Source organism: Polaromonas sp. P1_A2, assembly GCF_056406895.1.
In genome coordinates this window covers 447147-464625 of record NZ_JBFTZI010000001.1, presented here as the reverse complement: position 1 = coordinate 464625, position 17479 = coordinate 447147, and the positions used below count along the sequence as shown (strand labels likewise).

Sequence of the window (17479 nt, the reverse complement as noted above, 5' to 3'; positions counted from 1 at the left end):
CGATCTTCCATGCATTTTTCTTATAACCACCTAGGGTTACTACTAGTGTATGTATCCAATGCTATCGGGCGACCGGTCCGGCGCCCCCTCGCGATGCGGCTTTTTCCCGGCTGCTGGTTTGCGCCTGCAGGTAGCTCCACAAGGCCTGGGCGTGGCTTTTGGCGGATTCCCGGGAGGTCGGCCGCTCGCGGTAAACGCGCACGTCCATGGTCATTTCGAGGTTGCCGCCGGCGCTCACGAGTTTTTTGGCCCGCAGCTCCTTTTTGACGGCGCTGAGCGGCAAAAACGCGATGCCGTGGCCTTCCAGGGCCATGGCCTTGAGGCCCTCGGCCATGTCGGTCTCATAGACGCGGTCCAGGTGGATGGCCGTGCTGGACTGCTTGAGCAGCATGTCCACCATGCGGCCCAGGTAGGCGCCGGGCGCATAACCCAGGTAAGGCAGCGGTTGGCCGGCGCGCCCCGGCAGGCTGTACTCGGGGTCGCCCGAGGCGGTGGCCCGCACAAAGGGCGCCAGCACTTCCTGGCCCAGCGACACCATCTCATAGCGGTCCGGGTCCAGCTGGAAGGGCTGGGAATCATGGTGGTAGGCGATCAGCAGGTCGCAGCTGCCTTCGACCAGGCGCAGCACCGCGTCGTGCACATTGAGCGCGATCAGCCGGCTCTTGATGGGGCCGAATTTCTCGCGCAGGCTGCTGACCCAGGCCGGAAAAAAGGTGAAAGCCAACGTGTGCGGCACGGCGAACTCGATGACGTCCTGCCCGGCCGAGGTGTGGCCGCGCAGCATGGCGCGGGTGGATTGCAGGCCCTGCAGCATTTCCAGCGACTGGCTGTACAGGGTTTCGCCGGCCGGCGTCAAGCGCGTGGGATAAGAGCTTCGATCCACCAGGTCGGTGCCGGCCCAGGCTTCCAGCGCCTGGATGCGCCGTGAAAACGCCGGCTGGGTGACGTGGCGCAGTTGGGCAGAGCGGCTGAAACTGCGGGTTTCAGCCAGACTGACGAAATCTTCCAGCCATTTGGTTTCCATAGACCTAAAGACCGCGGTTGGACGCGCCCGGGCGGGTCGTCATGGCGCGCGCCGGCAAAACGGGGCGCGGGCGTTCAAAGTCACTGGCGTGAAGGCTCATGCAGGCTCCAAAAGGCAAACCAAGCGGTCAACATCGGCCGCCGGGTCCTCCGATTATGCGAGCCCGTGAGGCATTTAGGCCTACGGGGAATCCCATGGCCGGGCGATGGAGCCGCATTCGCCGCAAATACCCGGCGCGAAATGTCCTCAGAAATACAAACCCGCTCGCGGCGCGCCGCTCAGGCCTCGGAAGAACTCTGCTGCAACGCCCACATGCGCGCATAAGCGCCTTCGGTTTCGAGCAGCTGCGCGTGCGTGCCGCGCTCGACGATGCGCCCGCCGTCCATCACCAGGATTTCATGCGCGTCGACCACGGTGGAAAGCCGGTGTGCGATCACCAGCGTGGTCTTGTTCTGCGCGGCGGCGCGCAGCTCGGTCTGGATGGCGCGCTCGTTGGCCGAGTCCAGCGCCGAGGTAGCCTCGTCAAAAATCACCACCGGCGGGTTTTTCAGCAGGGTGCGGGCAATGGCCACGCGCTGCTTCTCGCCGCCCGAAAGCTTGAGCCCGCGCTCGCCCACCATGGTCCGGTAGCCCAGCGGCGTGGAGGCGATGAAGCCGTGGATGCGCGCCGCGCGCGCGGCCTCCTCCACTTCTTCGTGGGTGGCGCCCGGCTTGCCGTAGGCGATGTTGTATTCCACCGTGTCGTTGAACAGCACCGTGTCCTGCGGGACTATGCCTATCGCCTGGCGCACGCTGGACTGCGTCACCTGCTTGATGTCCTGGCCGGCGATGGTGATGCGGCCCTGCTGCACGTCGTAGAAGCGGTAAAGCAGCCGCGCCAGCGTGGACTTGCCGGCGCCCGAGGAGCCCACCACCGCCACGGTCTTGCCCGGCGGGATCTCAAAACTCACGTTGTGCAGGATGGGGCGCGCCGGGTCGTAGGCGAAGTTCACGTTCTCAAAGCGCACCGCCGGCGAACCCTCGATGGCGATGGGCCGGGCGTTCGGCAGGTCGGCGATTTCGCGCTCTTTTTCCATCAGCACGAACATCTTGTCGAGGTCGGTCAGGCTTTGCTTGATCTCGCGGTAGATCACACCCAGGAAGCCCAGCGGGATGTAGAGCTGGATCATGAAGGCATTGACCATGACCAGGTCGCCCAGCGTCATGCGGCCGTCGACCACGCCTTGCGTGGCGCGCCACAGCATGGCGACCAGCCCGATGGCGATGATCAGCTGCTGCCCGGCGTTGAGCAGGCTCAGGGTGTTCTGGCTCTTGATGGCGGCGCGCCGGTAGCGCAGCAGGTTTTCGTCGTAGCGGGCGGCCTCGAACTCCTCGTTGTTGAAATACTTGACGGTTTCGTAGTTGAGCAGCGAGTCGATGGCGCGGCTGTGGGCCGACGAATCGAGCTCGTTCATGGTCTTGCGGAACTGCGTGCGCCATTCGGTCACCGTGACGGTGAAGAAGATATAGAACACCAGCGCGATGCCGGTGATGGCGGCGAACCAGACGTCGAACTTGACGGCCAGCAGGCTCAGCACCAGCGTCACCTCGATCAGCGTCGGGATGATGCTGTAAAGCGAGTATGAAATCAGCGAATGCACGCCGCGCGTGCCGCGCTCGATGTCGCGCGTCATGCCGCCGGTCTGCCGCTCCAGGTGAAAGCGCAGGCTGAGCGCGTGCAGATGGCGAAACACCTCCAGCGAGATCCGCCGCGCCGCGCCTTCGGTGGCCTTGGCGAACACCAGCTCGCGCAATTCGGTGAACAGCGTGGTCGACAGGCGCAGCAGGCCGTAAGCCAGCAGCAGCGCCACCGGTACCACCAGCACGGCCTGCACGTCGCCGGGCTTGAAGCTCATGGTGTCGACCAGGTTTTTCAGCAGCAGCGGCACACCCACGTTGGCCAGCTTGGCGCCCACCATGAAGCTCAGCGCCGCCAGCACCCGCCATTTGTAGTCCCAGAGGTAGGGAAACAGCCGTTTGAGGGTGTCCCAGTCGGACCGCCGGGGCACCGGCGCCTTGCCGTCGCCGGCCGTCGCGGCCACGGGCAGGGCAAGGGAAGAATCGGCGGCGGAAGCTCGGGAGCGCATAGGGGACAATCGTGAATGTTGTTGTAATAACTTTTGACTTTTTAGATTGTGCCTATGTCTACCGAATCAAGCACCCATACGGACATTCACGCCGAGGACGCCCTGAACGTCCAGTTGCCCACCGACAAGGAGCTGGTGCTCAAGGTCATCCCCATGCCGGCCGACTGCAACGCCAACGGCGACATCTTCGGCGGCTGGGTCATGGCCCAGGTCGATCTGGCCGGCTCCGTCGTGCCGGCACGCCATGTCGACGGCCGGCTGGCCACGGTGGCGGTCAACCAGTTCATCTTCAAGCAGCCGGTGCGTGTGGGCGACATCCTGTCGTTTTTCTCCAGCCTCACCCGCATAGGCACCACTTCCATCACGGTGCAGGTCGAGGTCTATGCCGAGCGCTTCCGGGCCCAGGGCCGCTACATCAAGGTCACCGAGGCCAGCCTGACCTATGTGGCGATTGATGACTTCGGGAGGCCCCGAAAAATCGCCAAGGATTGAGGCTTATTCAAACTCCCCGTGCCGCCCCTGCCCCGCGGCAAAACGGGCGGCGCCGGCAAAAGCATCGGGCAGGCGCCGCTTGCCGCGCTCCCACTCCTGGTGCAGGGCCTCCTCCAGTGGCAGGTCCCACTGCCTGCAGGCACTCAGGCGGTCGGCCCGCATCGTGGCCTGCGGAAAGCCGCTGAGCTGCTGCGCCAGCGCCAGCGCGGCATCGCGCGCACCGCCTGTGGGCACGACGCGGTTGGCCAAGCCCATTTGCAAAGCCTCGGCCGCCTCCACCTTGCGCCCGGTCAGGATCAGATCCATCGCATGGCCCATGCCGACAAGGCGCGGCAGGCGCACCGTGCCGCCGTCTATCAGCGGCACGCCGAAGCGGCGGCAATAGACGCCGAAGTAGGCGTCCTCCTCCATCACGCGCATGTCGCACCACAGCGCCAGCTCCATGCCGCCGGCCACCGCCGCGCCGCTGACGGCGGCAATCACCGGCTTGGACAACAACAGGCGCGACGGGCCCATGGGCGCCAGCGGCTTGTTGTCGCCGGGCGAAAAATCGAGCTGCCCCAGCACCTGGCCGGCGCCCGCCTGCCCGGCCAGGCGCGCGCCGGCCTGCAGGTCCCAGCCCGCGCAGAAATGGCCGTGGGCGCCGTGGAACACCGCCACGCGCGCTTCCTCATCCTCGTCAAAGGCGATGAAAGCCTCGTGCAGCGCGCGCGCCGTTTCGGCATCCACCGCGTTGCGCACCTCGGGCCGGTCCAGCGTGACCACGGTAACCGGCCCTTCCTTTGATATATGAATGCTCATGGCGCCTCCGGCCACCAGCCCACGCGCGGCGCGGCGCAGGCTTCGGCGAATTCGGCGGCGCTAACCTCGATCTCCATGCGCAGCAAGGCCGCCGCCATGGCCTTGCCGAGGTTGTCCATGCGCAGGTTGCGCGCCCCGCCGCCCTGCAGCGCGCCCTGAAGCACAAGTTTGAGCGCCAGGATGTTGGGCAGGGCCCAGCACTGCACCGTGCCGGGCAGCCAGGGTGCGAAATGCGCCTGCACGCGCTCGGCCGTGACTTCGCGCGCGATCAGGCGGTAGCCCGCCTCATTCCAGGCAAAGAGCCCAAAATCCACCCAGTCGGCCTTGTCGCCGCTGCGTGCATGCGCGAGTTTGACAAGCTGCACTTTCATGCGGACAGCAGCTCCACACGGACCGCCGCCTCGACCGCCTCGCGGTCCATCAGCGCGGGCCAGATGCCGAGCAGCTCGCTGCTGTTGCTCAGCCCGTGAAAGCCGCAGGTATAGGCCGGCCCGCTCAGTGCCATCCACGGAAACAGCCGGCCGAATCCGTCGGCGACCGTTTTGTCCGGCGTGCGTACCACCAGGCGCACCCAGACTTCGTTGAGCTCGGCCAGCGCCTCGGGCGCGGGCAGCGGCGCCAGCGGCCCGTGGGCGGAGTTGAGCCCCGGATATTCGACGAAAAGCTCGTCATGCGCCATGCGCCTGTCGGCCAGCTGGGCCTTCACCATGGCGACGGCCGCCTGTGCCTTGTCCCAGGCATCGGGCCAGCTGAAACCCCAGGTCACCTCGGCCTTGTAGCCCTCGCGAAAGCCGCCCACCAGCTTGAGCTGGGCCGGCCGCGGATGGCCGCGCGCGCCCGTCATGCGCACCCTGTCCTCACCCAGGTCCTCCAGCTTCAACGCCGTCAGGTCCAGCACCACGTCGGGCGACATGTAGCGTGTCGGGTCGTGAACCTCATAAAGAAGCTGCTGGCGCACGGTGTCGAAGTTGATGCGCCCGCCCGTGCCCGGCGCCTTGGTGATCAGCGCCGAGCCGTCCTCGCCGACCTCGGCGATGGGGTAGCCGATGTGGGCCAGGTCGGGAATCGACTTCCATGCGCCCTGGCTGCCGAAGTTGCCGCCGCTGCCCTGGCCCGAACATTCGAGCAAATGCCCGACCGCCAGCCCCTGGGCCAGGCGGTCCAGCTCGGGCTGCGTGGCGGCGTCCTCAAGCTTCCAGCCGAACTCATGCACCAGCGGCGCGAGAAACAGCGCCGCGTCGGCCACGCGGCCGGTGACCACGATGTCGGCGCCCTGCTGCAGCGCCGACACGATGGGCCGCGCGCCCAGGTAGGCGTTGGCAAACACCATGCGCTCGCGCACCGTCTCAAAAGGCTGCGCATTGAACATATGCGGCGGCGCCAGCGCCGCCAGCCGCGGCAGGACTTCATCGCCGGTGACCACCGCGATGCGCGCCTTCCAGCCTTTGGCTGTGAACGCCGCGCGCAGGGCCGCCGCCGCGCCGGCCGGGTTCAGGCCGCCGGCATTGCAGATGAATTTGACGCCGCGCACCTGCATCAAGGGCCACAGCCTCACCAGCATGGGGACCACGTCGCGCGCATAACCCAGCGCCGCGTCGCGCTGCCGGTCTTTCTGCAGGATGGCCAGCGTCAGTTCCGCGAGATGGTCGCTCGCGATGTAATGCACGCCGCCGCGCTCTATGCTCGCGGCCACGGGTTCCCACGCATCGCCGTAGAAACCCAGGCCCGCGCCGATTCGGACATTTGCTGGCATGCCTTGATTACGCTTGATCGCCAATGCGACACGTATTCGGAACAACCCCTAGCGACAGAGCTTTAGGTGACAGCTATAACCAAAGCTCATTACGGGGGACGCGATTTGCAACTTCTGCAGCTGATCATCAGCGGCATCGCCCAAGGCTGTATCTACGGGCTGATCGCGCTGGGCTTTGTATTGATCTACAAGGCCACCGAGACGGTCAGTTTTGCGCAGGGCGAGCTGATGATGCTGGGCGCTTTCGCGGGCCTGGCCTGCATGAGCCTGCTGGGGTTTCCCTTCTGGCTCGCGGTGCTCAGCGCGATCGCCGGCATGGCGCTGTTCGGCATGCTGCTGGAGCGCCTCGTGATACGCCCCATCCTCGGCCAGCCAGCTTTTTCCATCGTCATGCTGACCATAGGCGTGGGCTACACCGCTCGCGGCCTGATCACCATGATCCCCGGCATAGGCACCGAAACCTATGTGCTGCCCGTGCCCTACAAGGACCAGATCTGGAGCGCCGGTGCGCTGGTCATCAACGTCGAGCAGGTCGCCATCATCGCCAGCACCGCGGTGCTGTGCCTGGCGCTGTTCGCGCTCTTCAAGTACAGCAAGCTGGGCATCGCCATGCAGGCCTCTTCGCAAAACCAGCTGGCCGCCTACTACATGGGCATTCCCGTCAAGCGGCTCAACGGCCTGGTCTGGGGCCTGGCCTCGGCCGTGGCGGCGATTGCCGGCCTGCTGCTGGCGCCCATCACCTTTGTGCACGCCAACATGGGCTTTATCGGGCTCAAGGCCTTTCCGGCCGCGGTGGTCGGCGGTTTCGGCAGCCTGCCGGGCGCCATCGTCGGCGGCCTGGTCATAGGCCTGGTGGAATCGCTCTCGGGCTTTTACCTGCCGGACGGCTTCAAGGACGTCGCCGCCTATGTGGTGGTGCTCATCATGCTGATGGTCAAGCCCAGCGGCCTGTTCGGCGAAAAACTGCGCAAGAAAGTCTGACCCGTCATGCGCTTCATTTTTAAAACCGACTATGCGCAGGACATCAAGCTTGCCAAGCACCCGGGCCATGTGTTCTGGTACGGCGCGCTCATGCTGGCGCTGCTGGCCGCGCCCTGGCTGGTTGCCGAGTACTGGCTCGCGCAGCTGACCTTTGTGATGATTTACGCCATCGCCGGCCTGGGCCTGATGCTGCTGGCGGGTTTCACCGGCTTGTTCTCGCTGGGCCATGCGGCCTTCCTGGGCGTGGGCGCCTATACCCAGGCCGTGCTGACCAACGCGGGCCTGCCCTTTCCCATCGCGCTGGCCTGCGCCGCCGGCCTCTCGGCCGCCGTGGGCCTGGTCGTGGGCTTGCCGGCGCTGCGCGTCAAGGGCATCTACCTGGGCATGGCCACACTGTCCTTCGGCTTCATCGTCGAAGAGGTGTTCGCGCGCTGGGAAAGCGTGACGGGCGGCAATGCCGGCATCCACATCAAGGTGCCCGACATGTTCGGCTGGAAGCTCGCCAGCGGCGAGTCCTTTTATTTCCTCTGCCTCCTGATCACCGTAGCCGCCACGCTGGCCATCCTCAACCTGCTGCGCTCGCCCACGGGCCGGGCCTTTGTGGCGATACGCGATTCCGAAATCTCGGCGCAAAGCATGGGCATACACCTGGCGCGCTACAAGACCCTGTCCTTTGCGCTGTCGGCGGCGCTGGCCGGCATTGCCGGCGCGCTGTATGCGCACAAGCTGCAGTTCATCTCGCCCGACCAGTTCAACATCCTGCAGTCCATAGACCTGCTGCTCATGATCGTCATAGGCGGCGTGGGCTCGGTGCACGGCGCCTTCCTGGGCGCCATCTTCCTGATTTCCATGCCGCAGGTGATCGCCCTCAGCAAGGACCACCTGCCCGCCGCCATAGGCCAGGCGCCCGGCCTGCAGGCGGCCGTTTACGGCGTGGTGCTGATCGCCTTTGTGCTGTTCGAGCCGCTGGGACTTTACGGCCGCTGGCTCAAGGTGCGCACCTACTTCCAGCTGTTTCCTTTCTACCGCAAGGGCTTGTTCAAGCGGCAGAAATCCTTCCAGAAGTCGGACCGCCTGAAATGACCCCCACGCTTGTCACTTCGTGTACTACGCAGCCCCCCGAGGGGGCCCTCGCGACTTGGGGCGGCCCAGCGTCGCTCAATCTATGAGCACGACACTCCTCTCCGCCCAAAACCTCAGCGTGCGCTTTGGCGGCGTGCTGGCCGTCAACAAGGTGAGCTTTGACGTGAAAGAAGGCGAGGTCTTCACGCTGATAGGCCCCAACGGCGCGGGCAAGACCACGGTGTTCAACCTGATCAGCCGCATCTACACGCCGACCAGCGGCGAGATCGAATACCGCGGCGAAAAACTCACGGCCCAGCCGCCGCACAAAATCGCCGCGCTGGGCATCGCGCGTACCTTCCAGAACATCGAGCTGTTCGAGCACGCGACCGTGCTGCACAACCTGCTGATAGGCCGGCACACGCACCGCCAGACCGGCCTGCTGCATGACCTCTTTTTCACCGCCAAGGCGCGCGAGGCCGAACTGCAGGCGCGCGAAAAAGCCGAGCAGGTGATCGACTTCCTCGATTTGCAGCACCACCGCGATGCCATGGTGGCGGGCCTGCCTTATGGCGTGCGCAAGGTGGTGGAGCTGGCACGCGCGCTGTGCACCGAACCGCGGCTGCTGCTGCTCGACGAGCCCTCATCGGGCCTCAACGTGGAGGAAACCGGCGACATGGCTTTCTGGATACAGGACATCCAGCACGAGCTGGGCATCACGGTGCTGATGGTCGAGCACGACATGTCGCTGGTCTCGCGCGTCTCCGACCGTGTGCTGGCCATGAACCAGGGCGAGGTGCTGGCCGTGGGCACGCCGCGCGAGGTGCAGACCGACCCCGGCGTGATCGAGGCTTACCTGGGTTCGGTCGACGAAGTGTCTTCCCTGAGGAGAACAGCATGAGCGCGGTCCCGCCGCCCGTCAGCGACCAGCCGGTCCTCAAGCTGCTCAACGTCGAGAGCGCCTACGGCCCGATCAAGGCCATACGCGGCGTGAGCCTGCAGGTGCGGCGCAGCGAGATCGCCACCGTGCTGGGCTCCAACGGTGCGGGCAAGTCCACCATCCTTAAAACCATCTCGGGCATCCTTGACCCGCGCAAGGGCTCCATCGACTTCAAGGGCCAGGACATCACGGCGCAGGACCCGGCTTTCATCGTGCAGCAGGGCCTGAGCCATGTGCCCGAGGGCCGCGAGGTGTTCCCCCTGCTCAGCGTGCGCGACAACCTGCTGATGGGCGCCTACACCCGCAAGGACCGCGACGGTGTGGCGCTGGACATGGAAGCGGTCTACGGCTACTTTCCCATCCTCAGGGAGCGCGCGCTGCAGGACGCCGGCCTGCTCTCGGGCGGCCAGCAGCAGATGCTGGCGATCTCGCGCGCGCTGATGGCCTCGCCCGATTTGATCCTGCTCGACGAGCCCAGCCTGGGCCTGTCGCCCAAGCTCACCAAGGAGATCTTCGAGATCGTGGTGCGCATCAACCGCGAGCGCGGCACCACCATCCTGCTGGTCGAGCAGAACGCCAACATGGCGCTCAACGCCTCCGACTACGGCTATGTGCTCGAGAACGGCCGCATCGTGATGGAAGACACCTGCGCCCGCCTGCGAGAGAAGGACGACATCAAGGAGTTCTACCTCGGCATGAAGGAAGACGGGGTACGCGGGGAACGACGCTGGAAAAAGAAGAAAACCTGGCGATGATTACGACGCCCCCCCTAGCGGCCTTCGGCCGCCTCCCCCCACTGGGGGACGATGCTGGCGGCCCGGCAAAGCCGGTTCCGCGGCATCCTTGCACGCACTCAGTTGGGTCGCGGCAATGGAGGTTTGAATGAGCAACCTTTGGGATTTGAGCCATATCCAGCCCGAATATGACATCGTCATGCCGGGCGAGACGATCCCCGCGATTTTCTGGAACGCAGTGGAGCAGCGCGGCCCCAAGACCTGGATGCGGCAGAAAAAGCTGGGCATCTGGCGCAGCTGGAGCTGGACGCAGACCGGCGACGCCGTGCGCGAGATCGCGGCCGGCCTTCTGAGCCTGGGCTTTGCGCGCGGCGAGTGCGCCTCCATCCTCTCCAACACCGTGGTCGACTGGGTGCTGGCCGACCTCGCCGTGCTGAGCTGTGGCGGCGTCTGCAGCGGCATCTACCCGACCGACGCGGCTTCCCAGGTGCATTACCTCTGCGAGGACTCGCGCAGCACACTGCTGTTTGTCGAAGACGACGAGCAGCTCGACAAGGCGCTCGAAGTGCGGCCACAGCTGCCGCTGCTGCGCCAGGTGATCGTGTTCGACATGGAGGGCCTGCGCGAGCTGAACGACCCGGGCGTGATGAGCCTGGACGCGCTGCGCGCGCTGGGCCGCGCCTACCTGGCCGCGCACCCCGATGCGGTGGAAGAACGCGCCGCCGAGTGCCAGCCGGAAGACCTCGCCATCCTGGTCTATACCTCGGGCACCACCGGCAAGCCCAAGGGCGCCATGCACAGCCAGCGCGGCCTGGTGTTTACCGCGCGCGGCTACAACACGCTGGTGGCGCAGGACGAGAACGACGAACGCATGTGCTTTCTGCCGCTGTGCCACATCGCCGAGCGCATGGGTGGCGAGTATTTTTCGCTGTATGCGGGCGCCAAACTCAACTTCGTCGAGAACCCCGAGACCATTCCCGAGAACGTGCGCGAGATCGCGCCCACGGTGTTCACCGCCGTCCCCCGGGTGTGGGAAAAGTTTTATTCCGGCGTGATGATCGCACTCAAGGAAGCCAGCTGGCTGCAGCAGGCCGCTTACGCCTGGAGCATAGGCGTGGGCATGCGCATCACCGACACCGTGCTGGCGGGCAAGACCGTCGGCGCCGGGCTCAAGCTCCAATTCACGCTGGCGCGCTGGCTGGCGCTCAACAACACGCGAAAGCTGATCGGCATACACCGCGCGCGCTTTTGCGTGACGGGCGCGGCGCCGATTTCACCCGACCTGGTCAGGTGGTACATGGCGCTTGGCGTGCCCATGCTGGAGGTCTGGGGCATGACGGAAACCTGCGGCGCCGCCAGCGGCGTGCCGGCCAGCCGCATGAAGCCCGGCTCCATAGGCCCGGCGGCCGGCTACAACGAGATGCGCCTGGACCCGGCTACCGGCGAGATCCTGGTGCGCGGCGCCAACATCTTCATGGGCTACCTGAACCAGCCCGGAAAAACCGCCGAAACCCTGGATGCGGAGGGCTGGCTGCACACCGGCGACGTCGGCGTGGTGGACGAGGACGGCTATTTCAGGATCACCGACCGCATGAAGGACATCATCATCACGGCCGGCGGCAAGAACGTGACACCCAGCGAGCTTGAGAACGAGCTCAAGTTTTCGCCCTATGTCACCGACGCGGTGGTCATAGGCGACAAGCGGCCCTACCTCACCTGCATCATCATGATCGACCAGGAAAACGTCGAGAAATTCGCCCAGGATGCGGACATACCCTTCAGTAATTACGCCAGCTTGACGCGGGCGGTCGAAGTGCAAGAATTGATCCAGTCGGAGATCGACCGGGTCAACAAGAAGTTTGCGCGGGTCGAGCAGATCAAGAAATTTTTCCTGCTCGACACGCAGCTCACGGCGGAGGACGAAGAACTCACGCCGACCATGAAGCTCAAGCGCAAGCTCGTAGAACAAAAATACGCCCCGCACATCGAGGCCATGTATTGAGCACCGAGTGGATAAAAAACCTTTAAGGAGACAACCATGAAGCTGAAGTCAATCGCCGCCCTTTCCGCGCTGGCCTGCGCCGCCGCCCTGTCCGCGTCGCCGGCGCTGGCGCAAAGCCAGGGCGTGAGCAAAACCGAAATCACGCTGGGTTCCATCCAGGACCTGTCGGGGCCGCTGGCGGGCTTCGGCAAGCAGATACGCAACGGCATGACCTTGCGCGTGGACGAGCTCAACGAACAGGGCGGCATCAACGGCCGCAAGATCAAGCTCATCGTCGAAGACTCGGGCTACGACCCCAAGAAGGCGGTGCTGGCCGCGCAGAAGCTGGTGAACCAGGACAAGATCTTCGCCATGGTGGGCCACCTGGGCACGGCGCAAAACCTGGCGGCCATGCCGGTGCAGTTCGAGAAAAACGTCATCAACTTCTTCCCGGTGACGGCCGCCCGCGAGATGTACGAGCCCTTCCACAAGCTCAAGTATTCGTTTGCCGCCACCTACTACGACCAGATGAAGGCCGCCGTGCCCAAGCTGGTCAAGGAAAAGAACGCCAAGAAGGTCTGCTCCATGTACCAGGACGACGAGTTCGGCCTGGAAGTGCAGCGCGGCGCCGACGACGGCCTCAAGACCCTGGGCATGACCATGGTCGAGAAAACCTCCTTCAAGCGCGGCGCCACCGATTTTTCGTCGCAGGTCGCCAAGCTCAAGGCTTCCGAATGCGACCTGGTGGTGCTGGGCACCATCATCCGCGAAACCATAGGCGGCATAGGCACGGCGCGCAAGCTGGGCTACAACCCGGTCTTCCTGGGCTCCAGCGCCGCCTACACCGACCTGATCCACAAGCTGGGCGGCAAGGCCATGGACGGGCTCTACGCGACCATGACGGTGCAAAACCCCTACCTGGACGAGGCCTCGCAGCCGATACGCTTCTGGGCCAACAAGTACAAGACCGCCTTCAATGAAGACCCCACGGTGTTCTCGGTCTACGGCTACACGGTGGTCGACAGCTTTATCCGCGCCTCGCAAAAAGCCGGTGCCAACCTGAGCACCGACAGCTTCATCAAGGCCATGGACACCATGGTGATCCCGGCCGACATCTTCGGCAGCGCCGAAGGCAAGTTCGGCCCGCAAAAACGCCTGGGCAACAACCAGTCGCGCCTGTCCCTGCTGCAGGACGGGCGCTGGAAAGTGGTGTCGGACTACATCACGCATTAAGCGCCGTGACCGGCCTTCGCGGCCTCGCGCAAAACCGCCTTCAGGCGGTTTTTTCATGGACCCTGGGCTTGCCGCCGTGCGCACGCGTCACGCACAATGCCGCATGCCCGCCTCACCCGACACCCTCGCCACACTCCACTGCAAAACCACCAAAAGCTGGGAAACCTGGCTGGCCAGGCACCATGCCAGCAGCCCCGGCGTCTGGCTGCAGATCGCCAAAAAGGATTCGGGCATCGCCTCCACCACGCATGCCGAGGCGCTGGAGGCCGCGCTCTGCCAGGGCTGGATAGACGGCCAGCGCAACGCGATGGACGCCCAGTTCTTCCTGCAGAAATTCACGCCCCGCCGCGCGCGCAGCACCTGGTCCAAGATCAATTGCGACAAGGCCATGGCACTGATCGCGTCGGGCCGCATGCAGCCCGCGGGCCTGGCCGAAGTCGAACGCGCCAAGGCCGACGGCCGCTGGGACGCGGCCTATGACGCGCAGAGCAAGATCACCGTGCCCGAGGACCTGGCGGCCCTGCTGGCGAAAAAGCCCAAGGCCAGGGCGTTTTTTGAATCCCTGGACTCGCGCAACCGCTTCGCCATCCTGTTCAGGCTGCAGACCGCCAAAAAAGCCGAGACGCGCGAACGCCGGCTCGCGCTGTTTTTCGCCATGCTGCAGCGTGGTGAAAAAATCCATCCCTGAAAACGGCCGAAGCGGCAGCGCCGCAAGGGACGCGGCCTGCGTGCCATATCGCTTCAGCCCTTGGTGCGCTGCGAGACAAATTCGCCTTCGTAGCCCTTGGCCAGCGACAGCTTTTCGGCCTCGCTGAGCACCTTGCCCGCGAGCTGGAAGATGCCCTGCTCCTCATCCTCGAGATGATGGTGGATCTTGTGGTGCAGTTCCCTGGCCGTGGCCAGCCAGGCCGGCGAGCTGAAGTCGGTGCTCTCCAGCGTTTCCACCAGCTTGTCCATCTGGTGGTGTTCCGCGATGCCGTGCCGTGAAGGTTCCTGAGTCATGTCGTGCGCGATCAGGGGAACATAAAAAAACCGCTCCTCGGCCGCCGCATGCGCCGCCAGTTCGCGCTTGAGTTCCTTGAACAGGGATTTCCGGTCCTGGCTGTCGCCTTGTGTCTTCACCAGGTGGTCGGCCAGGGTGCGCTGGGTGTCATGGCTGGTTCGCAGTGCTTCAAAGATATTCATCGGCAAAGTATGCGGAGCCGGCCGTCCCGGGCGTGTAGGCCAAGACCGGATTTCAGCGCAAGGCAAGGCAAAAGCGCTAAATTAGGGGCCTATGAACAAAATCCTTCTTCTGGGCGGCACCGGCTTTGTCGGACGCCATGTGTGCGAAAAGCTCGCGCGGCTGCAATGCCGCGTCACCGTGGTCACGCGCCGGCAGGATAAGGCCCGCCACCTGCAGATGCTGCCACTGGTCGACGTGGTCGAAGCCGACGCCCACGACAGCAGCTCGCTGGCGCCGCTGCTGGCCGGCCACGATGCCGTTGTCAACCTGGTCGCCATCCTGCACGGCTCGCAGGCCGCCTTCGACAAGGCGCATGTGCAGCTGCCGCTGGAACTGGCCCGCGCCTGCGAGGCCAGCGGCCTGCGGCGCATTGTCCACATCAGCGCGCTTGGCGCCTCGCCCGGCTCGCCGTCCATGTACCAGCGCAGCAAGGCGCGCGGCGAGGCCGTGATGCTGAGCACCGGCCTGGACGTGACCGTGCTGCGGCCCAGCGTGATCTTCGGCGCCGAAGACAAATTCCTCAACACCTTCGCGCGGCTGCAGCAGGTATTCCCCATGATCCCGCTGGCCGCCGCCGATGCGCGCTTCCAGCCCGTCTGGGTGGAGGACGTGGCGGACGCCATCGTGCACTGCCTGCGGGATGCCGACACCGTGGGGCAGATTTACGAAGTCTGCGGGCCGGAGGTGTTCACGCTGCGGCAGCTCGTGAAGCTGGCGGGCCGCTACGCCGGCGTCAACGGCGGCAAGGGCCGGCCCGTGATCGCGCTGCCCGCGCCGCTGGCCCGGCTGCAGGCCGGCCTCATGGAACTAGCCCCCGGCGAACCCATGCTGAGCCGGGACAACCTCGATGCCATGGCCAGCGACAACGTGGCCACCGGCAAGCTGCCCGGCCTGCAGGCGCTGGGCATACACCCGGCGTCGCTGGACGCCATCGGGCCTTCTTACCTCGGCGAGCAGGGCCTGCGCAGCGGGCTGACGGCCAAGCGCAAGACGGCGGGCCGGTTCTAGCGTTTGATGACCAGCCCCTGCCCCGTGGGCAGCGGCATCACGCGGTACCGCCGTTCATCGAACCAGGCATCCTCGGCGATCTTCTGCCCGCGGTAGGCGCCGGCCCATTCGTAGTCGTCGAGGATCAGGATGCCGCCCGGGACCATACGGTCAAACAGCTGCTCCAGGGCCGCAATCTCGGCGGTCGCCTGGTTCAGATCGATGTGCAGGTAGGCGATTCGTTCCGGGCAACCTGTCGCAAACACCTCGGGGATTTTTCCCATCATGACCTGGACCTGGGGGTAGGGCATGAACTTCTCGCAGACTCGCGCATACAGGCCTTCGCCGTGCTCCGGCATGGCATGGTTGGCCATGCTGCCGTCATGCTCAAAGAGGTCGTAGCACCAGAAGGTTTTCGGGAATGCCGGGCCACCGAGGTAGTCGACCACTGTTTTGACCCCCACCCCGGTGTAGGCGCCGCACTCGACGAAATCCCCCTCGAGCTGCACGCAATGGTAGGCCGCGCAGGCCAGCACGTAGCGCCGCCACACGATGGCTTTGTCGGAGTCGCTCTCGATGTTGTCCTTCCAGGCCTCCAGAAACGGGCCGTCATCGAACATGGACAGGTTGCGCACCCAGGTCAACAGGTTGTCGGCAAAGAAATAGCCGCCCTCCAGCTTTTTGGTCACCGACTTCATGCTCTCGGTCACCGCGCGACCGTCGGTCGTGCCCCAAAAAACGGGGAAAAAGAAGCTGGGCACCTTGCTTTTCTCGGGTGCCGAAAGCTTGGGAAGAAAGGGAAGTACCCCCGAAACGGCCGGCTTCGAGGAAGCACCCCGGCGGCCGCCTCGGAACAAGCCACCCAGCAGCGCCCGCAGTACATCACCCAGAATCATGGCCCAACCTTTTTTTACCGCCGCTGCGGCTGCCGGCGATGTTGATAGTGGGCCCACTGTAGCGCTATTTGGCGGGCTTTCACCCCGCGCCAGGCGCGGGCAGCATCAATTTTCCATTTTTTTTGCATCAATGGCGCGCTGGCGGGGTTGTAGCATCAAAAGTCGTTTCATTTTGGCCTTCATCACCAGCAGACGGGGATTCCATGCTCAAGCTTTACATCGGCAATAAAAACTACTCCTCCTGGTCCATGCGCCCCTGGGTGCTGCTCAAGCAGGCCGGCATTCCCTTTGAAGAAATCAAGCTGCGCTTCGACTCCTTCGACGCCAACTCGAGCTTCAAGGAAAAAATCGGCGGCGTGAACCCGGCCGGCCGCGTGCCGGCGCTGGACGACGACGGTTTTGTGGTCTGGGACACGCTGGCCATCGCCGAATACCTGGCCGAGCGCTTTCCCGAGAAAAAACTCTGGCCGCAGGAGGCCAAGGCCCGCGCGCGGGCGCGCAGCATCTGCGCCGAGATGCACAGCGGCTTCAGCGCGCTGCGTTCGGCCTGCCCCATGAACATCGAGGCCGACCTGTCCGACATGGGCCAGCTGATCTGGCGCGACAAATCGGCCGTGCGCGCCGACGTTCAGCGCATCGTCGAGATGTGGACCGAGCTGCTGGAGCAGCACAAGGGGCCGATGCTGTTTGGCGAGTTCAGCATTGCCGATGCCTTCTTCGCACCTGTCTGCATGCGCCTGAGCCGCTATGCCCTCCCCGTTCCGCCGGCCATTGGCGCCTACATCCAGCGTGTCAGCGCGCTGCCCGGCGTCAAGGCCTGGATAGACGACGCGCTCGCCGAGAACGATTTCCGCGAATTTGAAGAGCCTTACCGCGTCAAGCGCTGAAGCCGGAGCTCCCATGGTCACGATTTACCTGCGCTACGTGCTCAACACCGCAAAACTCAAGGAGTTCGAGCACTACGGCAAACTGTGGATTCCACTGGTCGAAAAATTCGGCGGCAAGCACCACGGCTACTTCATGCCCAGCGAAGGCGCCAACAACATCGCGCTGGCTCTGTTCACCTTCGACAGCCTGGCGGCCTATGAGAGCTACCGCCAGCGTTCGTTTGCGGACCAGGAATGCCTGGCTGCCTTCAAGTACGCCGAAACCACAGGCTGCATCGTCAGCTACGAGCGCAGCTTCTTCCGGCCGGTGTTTTCCTGAAGGCAAGGGCCGGCTTCGATCCAGCCACTAGCCGCTAA

The 17479-nt window shown here is 64.7% G+C and carries 18 protein-coding genes; 11 read left to right on the top strand and 7 right to left on the bottom strand.

Going from position 1 to position 17479, the window contains the following annotated elements; genetic code table 11:
• Nucleotides 1-61 precede the first annotated feature (61 nt).
• Nucleotides 62-1024, bottom strand: a complete 963-nt coding sequence (locus AC1D09_RS02210) for a LysR substrate-binding domain-containing protein (RefSeq protein ID WP_477661462.1) — start codon at nucleotides 1022-1024, stop codon at nucleotides 62-64.
• A 278-nt stretch (nucleotides 1025-1302) separates the two neighbouring features.
• Nucleotides 1303-3150 (bottom strand): ABCB family ABC transporter ATP-binding protein/permease, encoded by a 1848-nt coding sequence (locus AC1D09_RS02205; protein WP_477661463.1) that lies wholly within the window; start codon nucleotides 3148-3150, stop codon nucleotides 1303-1305.
• A 54-nt stretch (nucleotides 3151-3204) separates the two neighbouring features.
• Between AC1D09_RS02205 and AC1D09_RS02200 the strand changes: the two genes are divergently transcribed.
• Nucleotides 3205-3642 carry an acyl-CoA thioesterase gene (locus AC1D09_RS02200; RefSeq protein ID WP_477661464.1) on the top strand — a complete coding sequence of 146 codons (438 nt, stop codon included), beginning with the start codon at nucleotides 3205-3207 and terminating at the stop codon, nucleotides 3640-3642.
• Nucleotides 3643-3645: 3 nt separating this feature from the next.
• On the opposite strand, the gene AC1D09_RS02195 is transcribed toward AC1D09_RS02200, so the two are convergent.
• Genes AC1D09_RS02195 through AC1D09_RS02185 form a run of 3 tightly spaced genes read right to left on the bottom strand, consistent with a single transcriptional unit; the run spans nucleotide 3646 to nucleotide 6196 of the window.
• Nucleotides 3646-4443 carry a crotonase/enoyl-CoA hydratase family protein gene (locus tag AC1D09_RS02195; protein ID WP_477661465.1) on the bottom strand — a complete coding sequence of 266 codons (798 nt, stop codon included), beginning with the start codon at nucleotides 4441-4443 and terminating at the stop codon, nucleotides 3646-3648.
• Nucleotides 4440-4814 (bottom strand): AtuA-related protein, encoded by a 375-nt coding sequence (locus AC1D09_RS02190; protein ID WP_477661466.1) that lies wholly within the window; start codon nucleotides 4812-4814, stop codon nucleotides 4440-4442. Before AC1D09_RS02190 ends, AC1D09_RS02195 begins: the two co-directional genes overlap by 4 nt.
• The gene (locus AC1D09_RS02185) at nucleotides 4811-6196 is read right to left on the bottom strand and encodes an acyclic terpene utilization AtuA family protein (RefSeq protein WP_477700913.1); all 1386 of its coding nucleotides are present in this window, start codon (nucleotides 6194-6196) and stop codon (nucleotides 4811-4813) included. The genes AC1D09_RS02190 and AC1D09_RS02185 overlap by 4 nt, the downstream gene beginning before the upstream one ends.
• A gap of 105 nt (nucleotides 6197-6301) precedes the next feature.
• On the opposite strand from AC1D09_RS02185, the gene AC1D09_RS02180 reads away from it, so the two are divergent.
• From AC1D09_RS02180 to AC1D09_RS02150, 7 genes are all read left to right on the top strand, one after another.
• Nucleotides 6302-7177, top strand: a complete 876-nt coding sequence (locus AC1D09_RS02180) for a branched-chain amino acid ABC transporter permease (RefSeq protein ID WP_477664747.1) — start codon at nucleotides 6302-6304, stop codon at nucleotides 7175-7177.
• A 6-nt stretch (nucleotides 7178-7183) separates the two neighbouring features.
• Nucleotides 7184-8260, top strand: coding sequence for a branched-chain amino acid ABC transporter permease (locus AC1D09_RS02175; protein WP_477664746.1), 1077 nt, complete (start codon nucleotides 7184-7186; stop codon nucleotides 8258-8260).
• Between the two features lie 82 nt (nucleotides 8261-8342).
• Nucleotides 8343-9140 (top strand): ABC transporter ATP-binding protein, encoded by a 798-nt coding sequence (locus AC1D09_RS02170; RefSeq protein WP_477664745.1) that lies wholly within the window; start codon nucleotides 8343-8345, stop codon nucleotides 9138-9140.
• Nucleotides 9137-9934, top strand: a complete 798-nt coding sequence (locus tag AC1D09_RS02165) for an ABC transporter ATP-binding protein (RefSeq protein WP_074576124.1) — start codon at nucleotides 9137-9139, stop codon at nucleotides 9932-9934. The genes AC1D09_RS02170 and AC1D09_RS02165 overlap by 4 nt, the downstream gene beginning before the upstream one ends.
• Before the next feature lie 127 nt (nucleotides 9935-10061).
• The gene (locus AC1D09_RS02160) at nucleotides 10062-11915 is read left to right on the top strand and encodes an AMP-dependent synthetase/ligase (protein ID WP_477664744.1); all 1854 of its coding nucleotides are present in this window, start codon (nucleotides 10062-10064) and stop codon (nucleotides 11913-11915) included.
• 36 nt (nucleotides 11916-11951) lie between these two features.
• The gene (locus AC1D09_RS02155; protein ID WP_477664743.1) at nucleotides 11952-13127 is read left to right on the top strand and encodes an ABC transporter substrate-binding protein; all 1176 of its coding nucleotides are present in this window, start codon (nucleotides 11952-11954) and stop codon (nucleotides 13125-13127) included.
• A 103-nt stretch (nucleotides 13128-13230) separates the two neighbouring features.
• Nucleotides 13231-13815, top strand: a complete 585-nt coding sequence (locus AC1D09_RS02150; RefSeq protein WP_477664742.1) for a YdeI/OmpD-associated family protein — start codon at nucleotides 13231-13233, stop codon at nucleotides 13813-13815.
• 53 nt (nucleotides 13816-13868) lie between these two features.
• Here AC1D09_RS02150 and AC1D09_RS02145 read toward each other — a convergent pair whose 3' ends face one another.
• Nucleotides 13869-14312 (bottom strand): hemerythrin domain-containing protein, encoded by a 444-nt coding sequence (locus AC1D09_RS02145; protein WP_477664741.1) that lies wholly within the window; start codon nucleotides 14310-14312, stop codon nucleotides 13869-13871.
• 91 nt (nucleotides 14313-14403) lie between these two features.
• Here AC1D09_RS02145 and AC1D09_RS02140 point away from each other — a divergent pair, with 91 nt between their 5' ends.
• On the top strand, nucleotides 14404-15360 hold the full coding sequence (locus AC1D09_RS02140; RefSeq protein ID WP_477664740.1) for a complex I NDUFA9 subunit family protein: 957 nt from the start codon (nucleotides 14404-14406) through the stop codon (nucleotides 15358-15360).
• On the opposite strand, the gene AC1D09_RS02135 is transcribed toward AC1D09_RS02140, so the two are convergent.
• Complete coding sequence (locus AC1D09_RS02135) at nucleotides 15357-16049, bottom strand: TylF/MycF/NovP-related O-methyltransferase (protein WP_477700912.1); 693 nt, start codon at nucleotides 16047-16049, stop codon at nucleotides 15357-15359. The genes AC1D09_RS02140 and AC1D09_RS02135 overlap by 4 nt on opposite strands.
• A gap of 389 nt (nucleotides 16050-16438) precedes the next feature.
• On the opposite strand from AC1D09_RS02135, the gene AC1D09_RS02130 reads away from it, so the two are divergent.
• The gene (locus AC1D09_RS02130) at nucleotides 16439-17122 is read left to right on the top strand and encodes a glutathione S-transferase family protein (RefSeq protein WP_477700911.1); all 684 of its coding nucleotides are present in this window, start codon (nucleotides 16439-16441) and stop codon (nucleotides 17120-17122) included.
• Between the two features lie 13 nt (nucleotides 17123-17135).
• Nucleotides 17136-17441 (top strand): NIPSNAP family protein, encoded by a 306-nt coding sequence (locus tag AC1D09_RS02125; protein WP_477664737.1) that lies wholly within the window; start codon nucleotides 17136-17138, stop codon nucleotides 17439-17441.
• Nucleotides 17442-17479: the final 38 nt, after the last annotated feature.